Source organism: Gordonia sp. AC31, from assembly GCF_031844505.1.
GTDB classification, from domain to species: Bacteria; Actinomycetota; Actinomycetes; order Mycobacteriales; family Mycobacteriaceae; genus Gordonia; species Gordonia hongkongensis.
Map to the genome: position 1 here is coordinate 1 of NZ_JAUZVK010000017.1, position 18,986 is coordinate 18,986.

The 18,986-nt window shown below is 66.1% G+C and carries 19 protein-coding genes and 1 pseudogene; 9 read left to right on the forward strand and 11 right to left on the reverse strand.

Annotated elements, in window-relative coordinates; all coding sequences use genetic code 11:
- Positions 1-202 (reverse strand): annotated as a pseudogene (locus Q9R39_RS18530) (M56 family peptidase); the annotation flags it as partial.
- 235 nt (positions 203-437) lie between these two features.
- On the opposite strand from Q9R39_RS18530, the gene Q9R39_RS18535 reads away from it, so the two are divergent.
- Together Q9R39_RS18535 and Q9R39_RS18540 are read left to right on the forward strand one after the other, a co-directional pair.
- Entirely contained in the window at positions 438-755 is a 318-nt protein-coding gene (locus Q9R39_RS18535) for a hypothetical protein (RefSeq protein ID WP_058252957.1), read from the forward strand.
- A gap of 135 nt (positions 756-890) precedes the next feature.
- Complete coding sequence (locus Q9R39_RS18540) at positions 891-1,727, forward strand: F510_1955 family glycosylhydrolase (RefSeq protein ID WP_074848798.1); 837 nt, start codon at positions 891-893, stop codon at positions 1,725-1,727.
- A 509-nt stretch (positions 1,728-2,236) separates the two neighbouring features.
- On the opposite strand, the gene Q9R39_RS18545 is transcribed toward Q9R39_RS18540, so the two are convergent.
- Positions 2,237-2,473 (reverse strand): hypothetical protein, encoded by a 237-nt coding sequence (locus tag Q9R39_RS18545; RefSeq protein ID WP_074852728.1) that lies wholly within the window; start codon positions 2,471-2,473, stop codon positions 2,237-2,239.
- A 58-nt stretch (positions 2,474-2,531) separates the two neighbouring features.
- Positions 2,532-2,969, reverse strand: coding sequence for a hypothetical protein (locus Q9R39_RS18550; protein ID WP_084811750.1), 438 nt, complete (start codon positions 2,967-2,969; stop codon positions 2,532-2,534).
- Positions 2,970-4,023: 1,054 nt separating this feature from the next.
- On the opposite strand from Q9R39_RS18550, the gene Q9R39_RS18555 reads away from it, so the two are divergent.
- The gene (locus Q9R39_RS18555) at positions 4,024-4,521 is read left to right on the forward strand and encodes a hypothetical protein (protein ID WP_311277946.1); all 498 of its coding nucleotides are present in this window, start codon (positions 4,024-4,026) and stop codon (positions 4,519-4,521) included.
- 135 nt (positions 4,522-4,656) lie between these two features.
- On the opposite strand, the gene Q9R39_RS18560 is transcribed toward Q9R39_RS18555, so the two are convergent.
- On the reverse strand, positions 4,657-5,601 hold the full coding sequence (locus tag Q9R39_RS18560) for an NADP-dependent oxidoreductase (RefSeq protein ID WP_311277947.1): 945 nt from the start codon (positions 5,599-5,601) through the stop codon (positions 4,657-4,659).
- Between the two features lie 238 nt (positions 5,602-5,839).
- Here Q9R39_RS18560 and Q9R39_RS18565 point away from each other — a divergent pair, with 238 nt between their 5' ends.
- Complete coding sequence (locus tag Q9R39_RS18565; protein WP_247452105.1) at positions 5,840-6,427, forward strand: hypothetical protein; 588 nt, start codon at positions 5,840-5,842, stop codon at positions 6,425-6,427.
- 106 nt (positions 6,428-6,533) lie between these two features.
- Here Q9R39_RS18565 and Q9R39_RS18570 read toward each other — a convergent pair whose 3' ends face one another.
- Both Q9R39_RS18570 and Q9R39_RS18575 read right to left on the reverse strand, forming a co-directional pair.
- Positions 6,534-6,893 (reverse strand): hypothetical protein, encoded by a 360-nt coding sequence (locus Q9R39_RS18570; RefSeq protein ID WP_226513381.1) that lies wholly within the window; start codon positions 6,891-6,893, stop codon positions 6,534-6,536.
- Positions 6,894-7,010: 117 nt separating this feature from the next.
- Positions 7,011-7,586, reverse strand: coding sequence for a TetR/AcrR family transcriptional regulator (locus tag Q9R39_RS18575; protein ID WP_226513380.1), 576 nt, complete (start codon positions 7,584-7,586; stop codon positions 7,011-7,013).
- Positions 7,587-7,696: 110 nt separating this feature from the next.
- On the opposite strand from Q9R39_RS18575, the gene Q9R39_RS18580 reads away from it, so the two are divergent.
- Positions 7,697-9,499 (forward strand): ABC transporter ATP-binding protein, encoded by a 1,803-nt coding sequence (locus Q9R39_RS18580; RefSeq protein ID WP_311277948.1) that lies wholly within the window; start codon positions 7,697-7,699, stop codon positions 9,497-9,499.
- 59 nt (positions 9,500-9,558) lie between these two features.
- On the opposite strand, the gene Q9R39_RS18585 is transcribed toward Q9R39_RS18580, so the two are convergent.
- Both Q9R39_RS18585 and Q9R39_RS18590 read right to left on the reverse strand, forming a co-directional pair.
- Complete coding sequence (locus Q9R39_RS18585; protein WP_265969028.1) at positions 9,559-10,083, reverse strand: hypothetical protein; 525 nt, start codon at positions 10,081-10,083, stop codon at positions 9,559-9,561.
- Positions 10,080-10,898 carry a methyltransferase domain-containing protein gene (locus tag Q9R39_RS18590; protein ID WP_311277949.1) on the reverse strand — a complete coding sequence of 273 codons (819 nt, stop codon included), beginning with the start codon at positions 10,896-10,898 and terminating at the stop codon, positions 10,080-10,082. The genes Q9R39_RS18585 and Q9R39_RS18590 overlap by 4 nt, the downstream gene beginning before the upstream one ends.
- A 189-nt stretch (positions 10,899-11,087) precedes the next feature.
- Here Q9R39_RS18590 and Q9R39_RS18595 point away from each other — a divergent pair, with 189 nt between their 5' ends.
- Together Q9R39_RS18595 and rsgA are read left to right on the forward strand one after the other, a co-directional pair.
- Positions 11,088-13,571: an AAA family ATPase gene (locus Q9R39_RS18595; RefSeq protein WP_311277950.1), complete on the forward strand. Its 2,484-nt coding sequence runs from the start codon at positions 11,088-11,090 to the stop codon at positions 13,569-13,571.
- A gap of 256 nt (positions 13,572-13,827) precedes the next feature.
- Positions 13,828-14,913, forward strand: coding sequence for a ribosome small subunit-dependent GTPase A (rsgA, locus tag Q9R39_RS18600; protein WP_311277951.1), 1,086 nt, complete (start codon positions 13,828-13,830; stop codon positions 14,911-14,913).
- Positions 14,914-15,001: 88 nt separating this feature from the next.
- Here the strand turns inward: rsgA and Q9R39_RS18605 are convergent, their stop codons facing one another.
- Positions 15,002-15,775 carry a DUF6319 family protein gene (locus Q9R39_RS18605; RefSeq protein WP_137809401.1) on the reverse strand — a complete coding sequence of 258 codons (774 nt, stop codon included), beginning with the start codon at positions 15,773-15,775 and terminating at the stop codon, positions 15,002-15,004.
- Between the two features lie 202 nt (positions 15,776-15,977).
- Here Q9R39_RS18605 and Q9R39_RS18610 point away from each other — a divergent pair, with 202 nt between their 5' ends.
- On the forward strand, positions 15,978-16,121 hold the full coding sequence (locus Q9R39_RS18610) for a hypothetical protein (RefSeq protein ID WP_156422431.1): 144 nt from the start codon (positions 15,978-15,980) through the stop codon (positions 16,119-16,121).
- Positions 16,122-16,253: 132 nt separating this feature from the next.
- Here the strand turns inward: Q9R39_RS18610 and Q9R39_RS18615 are convergent, their stop codons facing one another.
- Positions 16,254-17,195: an SDR family oxidoreductase gene (locus tag Q9R39_RS18615; RefSeq protein WP_311277952.1), complete on the reverse strand. Its 942-nt coding sequence runs from the start codon at positions 17,193-17,195 to the stop codon at positions 16,254-16,256.
- A gap of 81 nt (positions 17,196-17,276) precedes the next feature.
- Between Q9R39_RS18615 and Q9R39_RS18620 the strand changes: the two genes are divergently transcribed.
- On the forward strand, positions 17,277-18,152 hold the full coding sequence (locus Q9R39_RS18620) for a helix-turn-helix transcriptional regulator (RefSeq protein WP_137809403.1): 876 nt from the start codon (positions 17,277-17,279) through the stop codon (positions 18,150-18,152).
- Between the two features lie 40 nt (positions 18,153-18,192).
- On the opposite strand, the gene Q9R39_RS18625 is transcribed toward Q9R39_RS18620, so the two are convergent.
- Entirely contained in the window at positions 18,193-18,984 is a 792-nt protein-coding gene (locus tag Q9R39_RS18625; RefSeq protein ID WP_137809404.1) for a DUF1542 domain-containing protein, read from the reverse strand.
- Between the last annotated feature and the right edge of the window lie 2 nt (positions 18,985-18,986).

An 18,986-nucleotide genomic window follows, 5' to 3' on the forward strand; every position in this document is an offset into this window, starting at 1 on the left:
ACAACGAATGGATGCCGAAATGACCGGGAACCGCCAGCGTCACAACAGCTCCCACCCACAACAACGCAAACACGACCTGCGCGGCCGGCCAGGCCACCAACACCCAACGAGCATCGATACGGCCCTGCACCCGAACCATCCATCGAGGCCACAGCCAGCCCAGCACACCTGCGGCAACAACTAACACCACCGCTGCACTCATGGATGCTCACCCATCGTTCGCCTCGATCCTCGACGGCCGCCGTCGTGCTCGCTGAGACCCACGCTCAATACACCTTCCCGGCGGTCCGCCACCTGCACCACCAGCCAGTATGCCCCAGGGGCTCGTCCGTGACGCCGCAACTCCAGCACCCACCGCGCCGCCAATTACTAGGCCCTATAGTAGTTAGATGACGCGGGTTGACCCAGCCTGCGCGTACTAGTTCGAGGGATGCGCTGTGACCGAGAACCCGAGGGGGACGCACTCGCCCCCGGACGACCACCGTCGTCAGTATCTGCATGCCATGCGCGACGTCTACCGGGCACCCACGCCATACTCGGCCCACCAGTTCTTCCACCGCGCCCATCACTTCAGCGTCACCTCGAACCGACGCCGCCACCTCGCCGCACACATCGGTCTCGTCCGCCACCTCGCTGCGATCGGCGACCTCGCCGGGGCGCGTCACCACCTCGGTACCGTCCTTGCCTCCCTCGTCCTCCAAAGACATTGCGGCCAACAACCTTCGCAGGCTTCCATCCCCATCCAGAAGTCGTGACCACGACCACGACGCCCCAGAGGGCCAGGGTGGCTCTCTACCGACCCTCGATCCCGGTCTCGCCGCCACACCGAGCACACCATCCAGCGCCGCCACCACCGAACACGGCCCTATCCACACGAAAGTCCTAGCCGCTTGCCTGTCTCGAGCCTGTCCATCCGCACTGTTGCGGTCGTAGTCATCGCCACGCTGACTGTGCTGAGCGGTTGTGCCACCCAGGAACAACCCACATCCCCACCCCCGCCGGCAACCTCACCAGAGATAGTCGCAACACTGACCCCAGAACTCGACCACCTCCACGCCCTACACATCCGCGCCGACGGCACCATCCTCGCCGGAACTCACACCGGCGTAGTCGCCCTCACCGCAGACGGAACCACCAGCCGGGTCGGCGCCTCCGACGACGACTTCATGGGACTGACCGGGGTACCCGGCTCTGACCGGCTCTTCGCCTCCGGCCATCCCAGCCCGCGGAGCTCGGCACCCAACCCGCTGGGACTCGTCGCCAGCGAAGATGGCGGGCAGACATGGACACCGAGATCGGTGGCCGGCCAAATCGACTTCCACGCGCTCGCCACCAACGGACAACTACTCGTAGGCTTCGACGGAATCAACCGCCTGCTCGTATCGACCGACGACGGGACAAGCTGGAACACCGGCGCGTCCCTGGCCGCAGCAGCACTCACGATCACCGACCACGGCGTCTGGGCGACCACCCCCGCAGGGCTGCAACACAGCACCGACGACGCCCAGACCTTCACAATCGTCCCCGATGCGCCGGCCCTAGCCCTCCTGGCGGCCGCACCCGATGGCACGCTCTGGGGCATTGACACCGCCAACACCGTCTGGCGCAGCCCAGACGGCACACACTGGGAACAACGCAGCACCATCAGCAGTGTCACCGCGCTGGTCGCCAGAGACGCCGAAACTGCATACGCCGCAAACGGGCAATCGCTATACACGCTCAGCTAACGGACTCGTGGGGAGCAACGAAGGAAGGAGGCGACTGAGATCCGGAAGAGCGTTTAGATCTCGCCCACTCCTCGCGAGAACCGCCTAGGTCGCCCGGGCACCCCCCTCTGTCAGATCGCCTTGGGCGGGGACGGCCATCGAAGGCCCCGCCAATCGGCTGTCCTGGTAGCTGCAGTGATGACATAACGTAAAATCGGCGATGAACAAGGACGAGTGAAAACAGATGCGAGTCAGCACCTTTGGGTTCTGACCGTTCCCCCGATGCTAAGCAAAGATCACTACCCTGGGTTGGAGTGGCGCCACGTCAGTGGTTGCCGCCTGGCTCCCGAGTCCGTTGTCAGCTGGAACTCACACTGGGCGGGTTCTAGTCCGTAACGTACGGACTGAGCCTGTCTAGGCCCGCCCCCTGTTACTCGTCATACTTCAACACGTCTCGCTACCGGCTGAATGACGCAGGGGGAGAACACCTCTCACGGTGATGTGACATAAGTGTTGCCACTCACGTACCCCTAACCGTTGAAGGGTGGAAGGCCGAAATGTCGAAGCGCAATGAGGGTTGCGATGATCTCCACGATGGCGATGAGAAGCGCCGAGATCGCAATGCCAGCGCCGCGTTCGTACGGCCGTCTTTGGACTTCGGAGAACGCAATGAACGCGAACACAACAGTGACCGGGATCAGGCCCAGGAGCGCGGCGAACAGTGCGAGGCAGGCACAAAGGTTCGTCGTTTCTTCAGGTTTGGGCAAGTGGACTGGGTCCGCGGTGAGGGTGACGCGCGAGCCTTCGCGACGAGTTACGGGCACGCTACTGAGCCGTCCAATCGCCAAACGGCAGACCAACACTGAATAGCAACACGACCACAACCGCTATCTCAACGACAGCGATGACGATGGCAGCGACGGCTAAGCCGAAGCCTTGCTCGTGCGGTCGTCGTGCTGTCTCGCGGATCGCAATCCACGCGAGAACGATCGCGGCCGGCACAATTCCCGCGAGTGCCGCGAATAGTGCTGCGATGGCGCAACCGTTCGTCGTTTCATCAGGGTGATGGCCGTACGGGGTCACCTGCGTGCGTCCACGCGTCAGAGTGCTGCTCATGCGTATGCCGTCAGTGCAGCCGAAGTAGTTCGTCGTGGCGTTGTCATCGACACATAAAAGGGCACGTCTGAGTGTAGGTGCACCGCGCTGAGCCGCAGTACGTCGGATATACAACTCCTCGGCGTGCCGGTGCTTCTCGGCGTACATCGAACAGTTCTAGTTGGGACTGTGTCAGCTGGAGTGGTGGACGAATACCCTCCTGACTTCAGTGTGCCAAGGTCGTACCCCGTCCGACCATCCGCGCCTGGCTTGCCGGTGTCGGCATTCACCACCAGCGCTGCGAGGGAAGGCTCCCCCGCGTGATTGCACTCATCCGACAACGCGTCGAGGACGCGCGGCAACCTATTGCGTAGCTCGACTCCACTCATGCCGATCGCCGTTCCGAGCTCTTTATAAGTCAGCAACGTTCTACGCATTGCCGCGACAGTAAGCGCAGCTCGTGCTCGCGCGACCTCATCTTTCCAGTCTTTAGCCATTCCCCCAATGTAGGGCTGCGGCTAGCTGTGTGTACCGCGTCGGCGACGTCATCCAATGATCCGTGTCCCACCACGGCCCGGCCGGACCTTACACGACCGGTCGCGCGCGGGGCTAAGTTACTCGCCCTACATCAACACGTCCCGTTACCAATTAAGCAGCCAAGGTGCCGGACCTCCGCTGAACCTCGAAGCTGCGACGCGACCCATGTCGTCGTCCGACGAACGCATCGGCAACGACCTTGCCTCACGTTCCGATGAGTTCCTACTTTTACAGCGCAGCGGGCCGGCGTGATGAACATCCAGACGTCTCGTGCGCCGTCCAGTCGGCCGACAGGCGTGACGAACAATTTGGCGTCTTGTCCGCCGAACCCGACGCTAGCCGCTCTTAGGCCGATTCCTTGCCTATGTCGTCAACATGACCGCATGTTGTCTTTCGTCACGTGTGACGAAACGCATGTGTGGCCGCGCGTTGCGGCGAACCACCCGACAGGCTTTGTCGGAGTACAGCATCCGGAGTCTGTCGAGCGATGTGACAGTCGGCGACCAGGATGACCTACCATGCCTGTGGTCGGTCTGGTTCACCGTTCGCCCCGTCCGCCGGGCGTGTGCCCGCACACGAACCCGAATTCCGTTGAAATCAAACGACTGCTGCCGTCAGCAGTCGCCAACGCCACCGGTTCCGACGGTGAGTTTTCGCTGCCGAACCCACAGGGAGGGTAATTCCTATGCCGCACAATGAGTCACGGTCCGACCGGTCGTCGGTGGCGGACAGGGTCGCCCAGACCACCGGGGAAGCCATCCGCGCGGCGCGCGCCCACGACTCCGAGGCGTTCGGTGCCGCGACCGACCTTCTCGCGTTGCACCCCGAGTCACGGGAGGTGCATGCGCTCATGCTGCGCGAACTCCTCGAGACCGTGTTCCCCGATGGTCTGACCGGCGATGATGTGTCCGAGGTGATGACCAGCACCAGCCGTGCCGCCGCCTCATGGACTTCCGCCGTCAGTCCCACAGCGGTAGCCCTCGTGCTGACCGGCGCGTTGGGAGTGGGCGACACCGCCGACCCCGATGCGCTGCCGTCTGCCGGCCTACTGGACGCCGAGACCACCGCCGCTGCCCTGGTGGTCATCACCGACCTCACGGCACGTGCCGATGTCGACCCGATGGAGTACGTGACCCGCGCTGTGGACGAGATTCGTCGCGCCCAGACGATGGAGATGCCCTGATCGGTGGGTCACACGGTGACCGCGAGCCGCCCGTCGTATTGGACGACAACCTCTGCGCGGGACCGACTGCGAGCGCCCGGCGGGGACGAACGCACCTGCGTGCAGAGGCGAACCTCGACTAGATCTCCCCTGCGGTCATTCGCTTGCGACGCGTATGACGACCTTGCCGCGCACGTGACCGGACTGGCTCCGCTCATGCGCGTCGGAAGCATCAGCGAGATCGAACACCTCCGCGATCTCCGGCGTGAGATCGCCTGCGTCGGCGAGTCGGGCGAGTTCGGCAAGGTCCGCGGCGTCGGGACGCACCCAGACGTAGTGGCCGCCGAACTCCTCGCGCGCCCGCGCGTCGGTGATCGAGGCGACCGTGCCGCCGGCGCGCAACACGTCCTCGACCGAGTCGAGTGCGTCGCCGCCCACGTAGTCGAGGATGACGTCGACACCCTGCGGCTCGAGTGCCAGTACCCGGTCGGCGAGGCCCTCGCCATACGTCGTGGGCTCGGCGCCCAGACTGCGGAGATAGTCGTGGTTCGACTCCGAGGCCGTCCCGATCACGCGTGCGCCCAGGGACCGGGCGATCTGCACGGCGAACGATCCGACTCCGCCCGCGGCGGCGTGAACCAGCACGGTGTTTCCGGACTTAACTCCTGCCCGGCGGATGGTCTGCAGAGCGGTGAGACCGGCCAGCGGGAGCGCCGCAGCCTCTTCGAAGGACCAGTTCGACGGCTTGTGTGCCAGGGTGCGCACAGGGGCGGCGACGAACTCGGCGAACGTCCCGCCCGCCACTTCCCCACCGACGACGTCCTTACGGACGTAACCGAACACTTCGTCGCCGACCTGGAACTCAGGTGTGTCCAGGCCGACCTGCTCGACCACTCCCGCGACGTCCCAGCCCGGGACCACCGGGAAGACGGTGTCCATGATCTCGGCGAGATAGCCCTCGCGAACCTTCCAGTCCACGGGATTCACACTGGAGGCGCGGACGCGCACCAGCACGGAGTCGGGTCCGACTTTGGGCGTGGGCAGGTCGGTCAGTTCCAGGACGTCGGGACCGCCGAAGCGGTCATAAGTGATTGCTCGCATGGTGGCACCAACGGGACGCTCGTCGGAATGATTCCAACAGCTCGGCGATGTCTGCCGACGTCCCATCGTCGTGATGTGTACCGAATGCGCCCGTTATCCGGCAGGCCGGGACGTGGTCCATCGCGGGGACAACCAGCGCGATCCCGGCCCGAGCCTGCTGGACGAAGCCCGGTCGCAGCATGAAAAACATTGTGCCGTAGTGTTTTCACCCGTGAATTTCGCTGCTGCCGATGCCATCGTGACCGACTCCACTACCCACGCCTGCGTGTGGTGCTCATCCAGCGACGACATCGCAGAACTCCGCGGCGAACCGCGGTGCGGGCGCTGCCGCGAGGCAGAACAAACTATCGCGGCGGCCCGCGAGTTCGTCGGTTTCTATGGGCTACGACCTTTGGGCGCGTCGATGACGTCCGACGACGAAGAGGAACGCGAACACCGGGTGGCGGCCCGTGACGCCTGGGCAGTGCTGAATCGGACCCGCACACAGCCCCCACCGCGCGTCCGGTCCGGCCAGCGCGGTGTCACACGATCCGCGTCCACCACCACAAACAAGGACGGCAGCACAACGGCTCGCAAAGCCAAGAACGTCGGGGCCGGAAGCGCCCGCCCTGCGGACGTCTCCCGACCCGACCATGAGGAGCTCATGAGCCGCGCGCAGTCCTTGCTGGCGCAGCTCGCCGAGATCGAGCAACGGCTGGCAGTCGCGCAGGCGGACCCCGGCCTGAGCGGCAAGGCCAAGGCGAGCGACTTGACCGCCAAGCGCGATTCGGTGCTGCGTACGCTCGCCGCTCTGGAAAAGGCCAAGCGGGCCCTGGAGCCGGCCTGAGTTCTCACGTGCCAGGACGGTTGTGATCCGAAGGGCGATGAACCGTCACCCGATCCTCCTCACGGAGTAGCGAACGGGGATTGTGCGGTCCACAGCGATTCCACTGTCACCGCCACAGCGACACGATCAGGACGAGGATGAGCAGCTTCAGGGCCCAATCCCCGAGGTGTACAGCTGCCGCGGACAGGGCCGTTCCCTCGTGGAAGACCGCGCCCGCGAACAGTACCAACGGGATGAGGAACAGCCCCGCGGCGAGCAGAAGTGCACCGGTGGCATCCGGATCGAGTTGCGCGACCAGACCGGCGACGAGGAGTACGAGCATTGCGTTGCGGATGAGTTCGACAACCGGCGTCGCCCAGGCCGGTCGGTGTACTTCCGCCGCGGCGGGTGCACCCACGACGCCGTAGTACACACCGCTCACCAGGAACGCGGCGACCGCTGCGGCCACGCACGCCAGTACGTTCACGCTGCCCAATGTCTCATCCGATCGGTGGTAGGTGCAGGGTCTGACACCACCCCGATACAAAACTCATCGGTGGTAGAAGTGTTGATCCGACCCAAAGCACACGCGTGCGTCGGCTTCTCAGTCGGCACCGACTCCGGAGAAGAACGTCCGGACGGCGACATCGGCGGCGCGGCGACGCGACATCACCCCGCCGGCGATCGAGACCGCACCGACAAAACAGAGTGAATAGAACACCCCGGCCAGCCATCTCGTTTCGAGATCATCGGCGATGGCACCGTCTTTCTGCGCCCGAGAAAGGATCTCCGGAAGCATCTGGTCCTCTTCCTCAGCCCACTCCGGGTGGCCGTCGAACCGGTGTGGGTCGGCGAACAGGAACACGATGACGTCGTCGATGCCGATGATCACCCGCATCAGCGATTCGAGTGCTGTGCGAGCCGATTCGCACCCGTCGACCGCTTCGCTCGCCTGCCGCTCGAGAACGCCCCTCGCCTCGACGAGCGCCGCATCGACGAGAGACTGACGGTCGGGGAAGTGGCGGTGCAAGGTGCTCCGGCTGACGTCCGCCCGGTCGGCGATGTCGCCCAGGGACGTCGAGAAATCAGTTGCCCACGCCGCGATGGCGGCTGACACTATGGCCTGTCGGGTGCGCAGGCGCACGCCCGAGACGGCAGCCGGTTCCGGCGCATCGTTCACCTGGCCGAGACTATCCACCACACTCGGGTATCTGCAACACACTTGATTTAAAATGGGACACCAATGTGTCATTGTAGAGCTTGCATGTTCCGCTCGGGAGGGCTCACACCATGACGACTTCGACAACCGCGGCCGATCCCGGGCAGACCCCGGATATGCCCATGCGCGCCAAACTCGTGATCCTCTGGGACTACATACGCCCCTACCGGGGCGTCCTTGCCGTGGGCGTCGTCCTCGGGTTGCTCGGCACCGCTGCCGAACTCGCGACCCCGCTGGTCACGAAGTGGGTGCTCGACGGTCTTGCCGTGTCGGAATCTCTGGCGGCGCCGATCACCGTGTTGGCCGTGTTGCTCGTCGCCGGGTCGGTGATCGGTCTGATCCAGACGATCATGCTGGGGACCCTGGCCGAACGCATCATCCTCGCCACCCGCACCGGACTGATCGGTCACCTGCTCCGCGTCGAGGTCCCCGAGCTCGCCCGTAGGTCGAGCGGCGAGATGGTCGCGCGCGTCACGTCCGACACCCTGCTGATCCGCGAAGCGACGACGTCGAGCATCGTCAACGGTGTCAACGGTTTCGTCGGTATGGTCGGCGCGCTGGTACTCATGGCGTTTCTGGACCTCCCGCTGTTCGCGACCACGATGGTCGTCGTGGTCATGGTGGGGATCGCCGCCGCCGTACTGATGCCGGGGCTGGCGAAAGCGCAGCAGGACGCGCAGGCCGAGATCGGTTTCCTGGGTGGCCGGTTGGAGGGGATCCTTCGATCGATCCGCACCGTCAAGGCGAGTCGGGCCGAGGCGCGGGAAGCCGACCGGATCGGCGAGTTCGCGCACCGGTCGGCGAGCAAGGGAATCCGGGCCGTGCGTATCGAAGCATGGGCCTGGACGATCACCGGGTCCGGGATCAATCTGGCGGTGATGGTCGTCCTGGCGTTCGGGGCCTGGCGCGTCGCCGACGGTTCGATGGCCGTCAGTACTCTGATCGCTTTCCTGCTCTACGGATTCCAACTGATGATGCCTGTCTCGCTGCTCACCCAGAGTGTCACGGCCTTACAGTCGGGATTGGCCGCGGCTGCGCGGATCTCCGAGATCTCCGATCTGCGAACCGAATCCGACGACGAGGTGGTGGCGAATCGCACGTCGGCTCGTGTCGACCGGACCGCGTCCGCATTCGAACTGCGCGACGTGTTGTACCGGTACACACCAGACTCCCCCGCTGCGCTCAACGGCATCGACCTGACGATCCCGCGCCGCGGACACACTGCCATCGTCGGACCGTCGGGTGCCGGGAAGACGACCATCTTCTCCCTCTTCCTGAAGTTCCTACGACCGGATCGCGGCGAGATCGTGCTCGACGGCCGGCCGCTTGACCACTGGACACTCCACGACCTGCGAGCACGCATCGCCTACGTGGAGCAGGACACCCCTCTGGTCCCCGGAACGGTCCGCGACAACCTCGTCTACGCGGCGCCCGAGGCGACAGACGACGAGGTGTGGCGTGCCCTGTCGGCCGTACGGATGGATGAGCGTGTCCGTTCCATGCCCGACGGCCTACTCACCGACGTGACCACGTCAACGCTGTCGGGCGGGGAACGGCAACGCATCGCGCTCGCCCGCGCGCTGGTCGTCGACCCAGAACTCCTCCTGCTCGACGAGGTGACCGCGCAACTCGACGGGTTGACCGAGGCGGCTGTGGCCGAGGGCATCCGTCGACAGGCCACTCGCGGAGCCGTCGTCACCATCGCGCATCGGCTCTCGACGATCATGGACGCCGACCAGATCGTCGTCCTCGAAGCCGGTCGGGTGCGGGCGGTCGGCAACCATCGGAGCCTGCTAGCCACCGATGAGCTCTATCGAGAACTGGTGGCCGCCATGCGTATCGACACCGACGTGGATGCTGCCGAGCTGAATTGATCCGACACCCGCCCACCCGGCACAGGCCGGGTGGGCGGGTGTCGGGCCGGCGGGTCGGGTCAGAACCGCCCGACGACCACGTTGGTGGTCTGGACCCGTGCCCGGCAGTCGCCGTCGGTGAAACGGACCCGGGTGAACACCTCGTCGGCACCGTCCCGGTCCTCGTTGAGAACCGAGCTCGGAACGACGAACTCCCGGAGATACTCGAGCCCGCGGTCGGAAGCCCGGAGGAACCCTTCGGTCCCGACCGAGGTGCCCGGGAAGTTCCGGTCGTAGAGGTACTGCTCCCGGCCGTCGTCGCCCAGCACGATGTAGTGCATTCCACCGCAACCCCGATCGTTGAGGTGGGTGACGAATCCGACCGCGTCCGCTCGTGTCATCGGATACAGGCCCTGGATGATGATGCGGTTCTTGCCGGCACCGGTGATGTTCTGGTCGACGATCGTCAGCGTCGCGCCCGGTGTGCGCGCGGGTGCTGCCGAAGCCGTCGTCGCAAGCGGCGCGGCGACGCCGATGGCCGCGGCGATCGACAGGGTCGCGCCGAGACGAGCGATGGCCTTGCCACGACTCCGGGGCGCGCTCATGACCGCACCGCCTCGATGACGCGGTACTCCCAGTCGATGGAGATCCCGCCGGGGACCGGTTGCTGCCGAGACTCGGCGAGGGAGATCAGATCGGCACGCAGTGCGTGCTTGCCGCCCTCGTCGAGCTTCGACGCCGCGGAGAACGTCGGACCGTAGTAGCCGAGGAACAGGTCCGCGAAAGCGGCGGCGTCGACGAACCGAACGGTCAGTACGGCGGTGTGCGAATCGACCGAGTGCACACGATCGCCGAACAGCGATGCGACGTACTGCTGATCGCCCCACCGGGTGGCGGGACGCGCGCCCGGCGGCGGCGTCACGTGGCGGCCGACCGCGGCGAGCATTCCACCGACGAAACCGTCTGCGGTCCAACTCGTGACCACGATCCTTCCGCCTGGGCGGACGACTCGGGTCAATTCGCGCGCGGCCTGCTCGTGATCGGCGGCGAACATGATGCCGATCGACGAGATACCGGTGTCGAACGCGGCGTTGCCGAACGGCAGGACCTCGGCCGGGGCTTCCACGAAATCGACGTCGAGATGTTCTGCGGCTGCCCGACCCCGGGCGATGTCGAGTAGTGCCGGCACGTAGTCGATCGCGGTGACGTCGCCACCCTGGCGGGCAGCGGCGAGCGCGGAGTGGCCGGTGCCGGTCGCGACGTCGAGAACGCGTTCGCCGGGGATGACCGATGCCGCGACCACGGTCGCTTCGTTGACCGGCACGGTCAGCGCGGCGATACGGTTGTAATCGCCGCTGCTCCAAACCTTCTGCTGCTTCTCCCGCAGCGATACCAGGTCTGGTGAGAGAGATGTCGTCATCGGATTGTCCATTTCTGTGTGGTGGGACGACTGGCCGCCGGTGACCGTTTGTCGGTACCGGCGCACCACAACAGTCGGTCACCGGGCATACGGACGGCATCGGTGAGGACCTCCCATCTTTCGCCGAACGTCCTTCCCATGAATGGGTAGACCCACCTATTCGAGCGTCGGGCGGCCTACACTCGGACGGTGCGATTGTTGGAGAGAACCGAGCAGTTGTCGCAGATCAGCGCGGCATTTGACCGGTTGCCGGTGGGTTCGGCCTTCTCCGTCGCCGGCGAGAGCGGTGCAGGCAAGACGACGCTGATCGCGCAGGTGTGTGCGACCGCCCGGGACGTGCGTGTGCTGCGGGTGGCGTGCGATCCGCTCGACACACCACGTCCACTGGGTCCCGTCAAAGACCTGGGCATCGGTCTGCAACCGATGATGCTCGCCGACGTCTGCGAAGCCGCGTTCGCTCATCTGAGGGCTGCACCGACGCTTCTCGTGGTCGAGGATCTGCACTGGGTCGACGCCGCGTCGACCGATGTGCTGAGGTTCCTGTGTCGACGCATCGAGTCGATGCCGCTCGTCCTGCTCCTGACGCATCGAGAGCTCGAGCCCCAGGCGGCGGCGCGTGCCCTGCTCGCCGAGGGCGTGTTCCGGATCGAGCTGCCGCCGCTCAGTGTCGCGGCGATCGCGGAACTGGTCGAGGGTACGGGTCTCGATCCCGTGCGGGTCCATGCCGCGACCGGAGGTAACCCCTACTTCGCGACCGAGGTCTCCCGCGAACCCCACCTGCCGATCCCGTCGTCGGTGCGCGATGCGGTCCTGGCGCGGACGACCAAGGTCAGCGCGGCCGATTTCGAAGCCCTCCAACTGATTGCGGCGTCGCCGGAACGGGTGTCGGACACCGCGCTGCCGGTCCTGCGGATCGGTTACCCCACTCTGCAGCGTCTCGCCGACACGGGACTTCTGGAATGGGGGCCCGACGGCATCCTATTCCGACACGAATTGGCCCGTCGGGCAATCGAATCCACGATTCCGCCGGGTGGGGTGGCCCATCTGCACGCGCAGCTGCTGGACGCACTCGAGCAGCTGGGCACCGTGCACCCGTCGGTGTTGACCCACCACGCCGTCGCCGCCCGGGACTTCGACCGCGCCGTCCGTCATGCCTGCGCCGCAGCCGAGGACGCCATCCGCGGCGGAGCGCACACCGAGGCCGTCGCGTACTACGAGATCGCCAAGCAGCACCAAGTCAATGCTCCGGCTCGCGAGCGTGCCGAACTGTTGTTGGCTCTGGCCAACGAGCAGTACATGGTCAGCCGACTGCGCGATGCGATAGCCAGTGTGAACGAGACCTTCCCGTTGTGGACCGAACTGGGTGACGACACCGGGTTGGCCACGGCACATGTGGCCGTCGGGGTCTACGAGTACTACAGCGCGCACCGGCAGAGCGCGGAATCGCACCTGGGCCGTGCAGCGGAGATCGCCTACGGTACAGGGGCGTCGACGGTGTACAGCGAGGCCCAGATCCACCGCGCGTTTCTCGCGTTCATGCGGGGCGACGTGTCGGGAACGGCGTCCCTGCTGGCCGACACCGCGTCGGCATCCGACGAGGAACTGCGGCTGTGGAACAAGGTCGTCTCGGACTCGACTGCGCTGTCCACCGGCGAAGTCGACTCTCGCAGAAGACTTCTCGATCACATGGAAACCGCTCGCACCCTCGGCTTCGACGAACTCGCCTCAACCGTCTATTCACAGGTGGCCAGTCTCGATGTCGAACAGGGAAGGTACCGGGCCGCCGACCGGATCCTCGACGCGGGTCTTCCGTTCACGGTGGAGCGCGACATCCAGATCTGTCGCCACTGGCAGACCGCGGTGCGGAGTCGCCTGCATCTGACCCGCGGACACTGGAACGGAGCCCTCGAGGACGCCGGGGCGGTCATCGACGCCGACGGGATGCCGATCGCCACGCTGTGGCCGCTCCTGGTCACCGTGCTGGTGCCGCTCCGATGCGGCGCGTCGTTCGACATCGACGAGATCGAGAATGCCTGGATTCTCGCCAACCAGATCGATGAACCCCTCCGACGGCTCGCGGTCCTGACCGCCCTGGCGGAGATCAGTTGGATGACCGGGACCGAGGACGCCCGGGTCACCGCGGCGCACACCCTCGACGATGACGGAACAGAATGGGGCACAGGGAGCCTCGCCGTCTGGCGTGCGAGGCTCGGGTTGTCGACGCAGACCGGGCCGATCGCGGCGCCGTACCGATTGTCGCTCGACGGTCGGCACGCCGATGCCGCGCGCTGGTGGTCGGACGCGGGTGATCCGTTCGCATCGGCGATGTGCTGGTTGGATTCCGACGAACCAGCCCGTGGTGTGACGATGCTCGACGGACTCGGCGCCGCGGGTACCGCCGATCGTGCGCGTGCGTTGATGCGCGACCGGGGTTGCGCCACCGTCCCGCAGCGCCCTCGGCCCACGACACGCGTGAACCCCGGTGGCCTGACGAACAGGCAACTCGAGGTCGCCCGCCTGGTGGCGGAGGGACTGTCGAATTCGGAGATCGCCAAGCGGCTGTACATCTCGTCGAAAACCGCGGACCATCACGTGTCCGCGGTCCTGGCGAAGCTGGGTATGACCTCGCGTCGTGAGGTGCTCGCACAGGGCGTCGAGTTGGGGCTCCGGTAGCGCGAACTCGCGGAAGAAAAAGGAGTGGTGGGCATCGCCGGACGGTGTTAGCGTGAGCCGCGCTGTGCGGAGGGGGCAGCACGAGACCTGGAGGTGAGTCGATGGTTGCCGTCGAGATCGCTGGCATCGTCAGCATCCGAACCATCCCTGTTCCTCCAGCCCGTTACTGATCCTCGAACACCGTTCTCGCACAACCGACTGAGCTGCGAGTCGGATGACACCTGGGGTCGCGGGCATTCCTCGAAAGTCCCCAACAGTGAATTCTGCAAGTAATTCGTCCTTCCCCGTCGAGCTCGCCGCTCTCGGCTGGGACGAGCATTTCTCGACCCTGTACACCGACCGCGCGTCCGACGACGAGCTACCAGCTCGCATCGTGCGGGTGGATCGCGGCGGGTGCGACACCATCACCGCATCAGGTCCGGTCCGCGCCATCCGCGGTGTCGGGCGCACTGCGGAGCGCGAACAGTCCGTGTGCACCGGCGATTGGGTGGTGCTGCGCCGAGACGACGGGCAGGCCCGGATCGTGCACCTGTTGCCGCGCCGGACGGCGATCGCGCGCGCGAGTTCGGATCGGACATCGGAACGGCAGGTACTCGCCGCCAACGTCGACACGGTGATCATCGCGGTGTCGGTCGCGAACAGGGTGAATGTCGGTCGCATCGAGCGCCTGCTGACGTTGGCCTACGACGCCGGCACCCGGCCGATCATCGCGTTGACCAAGTCGGATCTGGTCGACGATCCTCTTCCGGGTGAGGCGATGATCGCCGCGGTCGCTCCGGGCGCCGACATCGTGACGACGAGCACGATCACCGGCGCAGGCGTCGATCTCCTCGAGTCCACCATGACCGGCACCGCCGTCCTGTTGGGCTCGTCCGGCGCCGGCAAGTCGAGCCTGGCCAACGCATTGCTCGGTCGTGAACAGATGGCGGCCAATGAGATTCGTGCGGTCGACGGAAAGGGGCGGCACACGACGGCGCACCGCGAGCTGCTGCTCCTGCCGGGAGGCAAGGTACTCATCGACACACCTGGTCTGCGTGGGATCGGGGTACAGGATGTCGCCGAGGCGGCCGGCCGTACGTTCGCCGACATCGAAGAGCTGGCTCGTGAGTGCGCGTTTCGCGATTGCGAACACCGCAGTGAGCCGAGATGTGCCGTACAGGAGGCGATCCGGGACGCCCGGCTCGACGCCGGCCGTCTGGAACGCTATCGCAAGCTGCTGAGGGAGAGTGAGTGGTCGGCCGCTCGGGGCGACGCCCGACAGGCGAGCAAGCGGAGCAAGCGGGACAAAGCGATCACGCGAGACATTCGCGCGATGTACCGGTTCCGGGACCGACAGGGCTGACGGGCCCCTTCGTGACGCGCCCTCCGCAAGCTCCGGGCGCTCCTCAGGGAGCAAGGGTGGGTCGCCCTCCGCAAGCTCCGGGTGCTCCTCAGCGAGCGAGGCCGCGTTGGTCGTCGACGGACCCGTCGAGGTTGGCCAGCGCGGCCCGCGCGGCTTCGAGTTCCTGACTGAGTTCGTCGATGCGGCGTTGCGCGGCCGTTCTGGCCGATTCGATGACGGCGTCGACCGCGGCGATCGCGGTCTCGTCATCGAGCTCCCGCATCGCCCGGGCCACCCGGTCGGCGGTGATCTCGACGGGTTTTGCCAGCTTTCTGGTTCCGACCGCAACCGACAGCGTCCACGTGCTCTCCCCTGCCGCGGTGATGGTGACCGTGGTCGGCGCGGTCGGCGCCTTGGCCTTTCGCGACGACCTGGTCGTCGTCGCAGGCGCCGGCGCCGACTCCGCCGCCCTCGGCGGGGCATCCGTCGTAGGACGCGCCTTTCGGGACGGGCGGGCGGAATTCGATTCCTCGACATCTGTTTTCGATGACGACGTCGGTTGTGGCTTCGGGGGCGCCGGTTCCGGTGTGCGTCGACGAACCGCAGCGGTCGCAGTGGTGGCGGCCGCCGGTCGGTTACGTCGCAGTTCGTCGGCTTCGAAGGGCAACTGGTCGTCGACGCCCCTCGGGCTCACCGTCACTGTCGTACCGTCGATCGACACGACTCGCGCCGAGGCGCCGGCCTCCAGGTTCAGCGATGGCATCGCATCGCGCAGATAGACCGTGGCTCGCTTACCGGCCGCGAGTGCCGCGGACAGCGACTCCAGGTCGTCGGGACTCAAGCCGGCCCTCGTCTGTGAACTCACCGCGCCATTGTCGCACATGCGTGCGAATCCGCGTTACCCATCACTGCGTCGCGCCGTCGGCGCTTCACCGTTCGTGCAGTTGAAACCTAGTACTTGCGACCGTTATCGTTTCGTGACCCACAGCATCGTTGTGGCCTCGAACGTCGCCGGCGGGTCTCGGGTGAACGTTCGCGGCCCTAATGTTCTCGGGGACGGTAACGGGTCTTCGGAGGGACAACTTGTGACAGAGGCCAGCACCCCGACACGCACATCGTCGGTCAAGGCACGCGAGACCCCGATCGCCGATCACGCGTATGCAGGCGTCACGATCGCGGCGCTGCTGTGCGCGACCTCGGCAGCGACATTCCTGACGCTCTTCCCCTGAACCTGCCGTCCCTCAGACTTCGAGTGGAAAGCATCACAAGTGCTCATTGCCGGTGTGTCACCTGCGTCGACTTCGGTCCGCAGGTGGCACACACCACTTGACGATCGCATATCGGCGCCAGGAGGCCCGTCTTCAGCCCGCTGTCACCCGGGTGAGCTGTTCAGACACCGCCCACAGACGCGATGCCGCTTCGTGATCACGGAACGGTTGCCAGGGTTGCCGTAATCCGGGTGGCCCGCCAGCGTCACCGGGCCACTGTGGTCCGAAGAACGCATCACCGGGCGTCTCCGGCTGCGTCGCCGCCATCAGGGCTGGGAGGGCAGCGGTTTCGACGGTGCCCACACCGACACCGTGCCGCGACATCCACTCGATCACGCGCCGGCCGCTCGTCGGGGCGGTCCTGCCGACCTCAGGACGAGCGGCGAGAAGGCTGGTCGGGGCGACTCCCGGATGTGAGATCACGCTCGTCACATCCCAACCGGCAGCGCGGCTTCGGCGTCCGAGTTCGAGTCCGAACAGCGCGCACGCGATCTTGGACTGGCGGTAGGCCTTCATTGCGTCGTAGTGGCGCTCCCAGTTCAGATCATCCCAATTGATCGAGCCTCGTTTTGCCGCGATGCTCGTCTGCGAGACCACCCGTGCCTTCCCGGACTGGAGCAGCGGAAGCACCGCGACGGTCAGGGCGAAGTGTCCTAGGTGGTTGGTGCCGAACTGGACCTCGAATCCATCGCCTGTGGTCAGGCGTTTCGGCGGAGTCATGATCCCGGCGTTGTTGATCAGGATGTCGATCGGTGTGCCGTCCGCCCGGAGCCTGCCGGCAAGCGCCTCGACCGATGCCATCGATGACAGGTCGACGTCCTCCATCGTGAGTGTGGCGGCGGGGTGACGATCACGAATGCGCTCGACCGCCCTCGCCCCCTTGTTCGGATCACGCACCGGCACGACCACTTCCGCACCGGCGCCGGCGAGCGCATTCGCGATCTCCCACCCGATGCCGTCACTCGCGCCGGTCACGACCGCTCGACGGCCCGTGAGATCGGGGATGGACAGGCTGTATCTGCTGTTTCGTGTCATGCGGAGCTCCTGACGGACTCGGAATGTTTCTCGCTTCCAGTCTTGTGTCGGTCCGCACCGTTATCCACGGCCTGTCGATCCGTGGCTCCGCGGTTCCGGGCGCGCAAGAATGGCCGAAGGATCGATCGACCCGGTCTCGCTGACTTCCTTCGGGTGAGGCGTGCCGCCCTTCAGCCCGAGGACGTCGGACTGCCTCGCGGGCAGCGCCGTCGCACAGGTGGACTCCGTCGCGAAGAGGTGGCTGCCCTGTGTCACATGTCCGCCGACTACTACTCACGACTCGAACGCGAGCGCGGCCCGCAGCCGTCGCCACAAATGGTGGCCGCCATCGCACAGGGCCTCCACCTCTCCGTCGAGGAGCGAGACCACCTGTTCCACCTCGCCGGCCACCGGCCGCCCATGCGCGGACCCGACCGCGAGCACATCTCCCCGGGCATGATGCGGATCTTCGACCGGCTCGCCGACACCCCGGCCGAGATCGTCACCGAACTCGGCGAGACGTTGCGCCAGAACCGACTCGGGGTGGCACTGGTCGGCGACCTCATGCGGTTCGACGGGCCGGCGCGGAGCATCGGCTATCGGTGGTTCACCGATCCGCGGGCTCGCCAATTGCATCCGTCCGACGACCACGACTTTTACTCACGTATGTACGTATCCGGACTACGAGGAGTGGCTGCGCTACGAGGCCCGCAGTCGTATGCGGCGTCGCTCGCGGAACGGCTTACAGGCGAGAGCGAGGAGTTCCGCGAGATCTGGGCACGGCACGAAGTGGGTGTAGCTCCTCGCGAGATCAAGAGGTACGTGCACCCCGACGTGGGATTGCTCGAACTGAGTTGCCAGATCTTGGTCGACCCGCGGTGTTCGCATTCGCTGCTCGTCTACACCGCGACCCCGGGCAGTGCGAGTGCCGAGAAGCTCCGGTTGCTGTCCGTCGTCGCGGCACCCACGGCGACCTGACACCCGGCAAGCGAAGCCGAGTCACTCGGAGGGCGGCCGCTCAGAACCCCCCGAAGTCGCCACCGCCGAAGTCGCCTCCCCCGCCGAAGTCGCCGCCACCGAAATCTCCCCCGCCGAAGTCGCCGGAGTCACCACCGCCGAAGTCGCCGGAGTCACCGTCTTCCAAGGCGCCACCGTCGGAACCGTCGCCGGCGCCACTCTCGAAGGACTGCGCGTCATAGGGGACGCCCGCCATGCCGGAGAACATCGCCGAGAACAGGAACATCGATCCGAGTCCCCAGGCGCCGGCGACCAGAGCCGGTTTCCACCACGGCTCGGAGTACCAGCCGGCGGGTACCGGCCTGCCGGCGACGCGGCCACCGGGATAGTAGTTGGGCGTCTGCTCCGACGGGTTGGGCGATGCCGCGACCTTTCGTCCCTCGAACTCCACGGTCCGGTCCTCGGTGACCGCACCGGCACTCTTCTGCCCGTCGAGCTCGGGGATCGCCGGACCGGGGTCGAGATCCATGGCGGCCCGAGCCGCACGGATGTAGTAGAGCCCCTCGATCGCAGTCTGTTTGGCCAGCCGCGCCTGCACCGGCGAATTGGCCTGCTCGATCTGAGACCCCGCCGCGGTGTATCGCTCCCCCGCGTCGGCCAGCGCCTGTTTCGATGCCGGGCCGTCGCCGACCAGCATGAACACCTGGCCGCCCAGACGTTCGATCACCTGTCGTGCGTCGGCTTTCGCGTCCTCAAGGGTGCGGGCCGTGTTGGCGCCGGAACGCTGTTGGGCGAACACCACCACCCCGACGACGATCACGACGATGACGGCGATCAGGATCAGTGCTTCCATGC

Bases quoted from the DNA above. Each gene is read 5' to 3' on its own strand.
- Q9R39_RS18550 (WP_084811750.1), bottom strand. From the start codon at position 2,969: ATGTACGCCGAGAAGCACCGGCACGCCGAGGAGTTGTATATCCGACGT.
- Q9R39_RS18555 (WP_311277946.1), top strand. From the start codon at position 4,024: ATGCCGCACAATGAGTCACGGTCCGACCGGTCGTCGGTGGCGGACAGG.
- Q9R39_RS18560 (WP_311277947.1), bottom strand. From the start codon at position 5,601: ATGCGAGCAATCACTTATGACCGCTTCGGCGGTCCCGACGTCCTGGAA.
- Q9R39_RS18580 (WP_311277948.1), top strand. From the start codon at position 7,697: ATGACGACTTCGACAACCGCGGCCGATCCCGGGCAGACCCCGGATATG.
- Q9R39_RS18585 (WP_265969028.1), bottom strand. From the start codon at position 10,083: ATGAGCGCGCCCCGGAGTCGTGGCAAGGCCATCGCTCGTCTCGGCGCG.
- Q9R39_RS18590 (WP_311277949.1), bottom strand. From the start codon at position 10,898: ATGACGACATCTCTCTCACCAGACCTGGTATCGCTGCGGGAGAAGCAG.
- Q9R39_RS18605 (WP_137809401.1), bottom strand. From the start codon at position 15,775: ATGTGCGACAATGGCGCGGTGAGTTCACAGACGAGGGCCGGCTTGAGT.
- Q9R39_RS18615 (WP_311277952.1), bottom strand. From the start codon at position 17,195: ATGACACGAAACAGCAGATACAGCCTGTCCATCCCCGATCTCACGGGC.
- Q9R39_RS18625 (WP_137809404.1), bottom strand. From the start codon at position 18,984: ATGGAAGCACTGATCCTGATCGCCGTCATCGTCGTGATCGTCGTCGGG.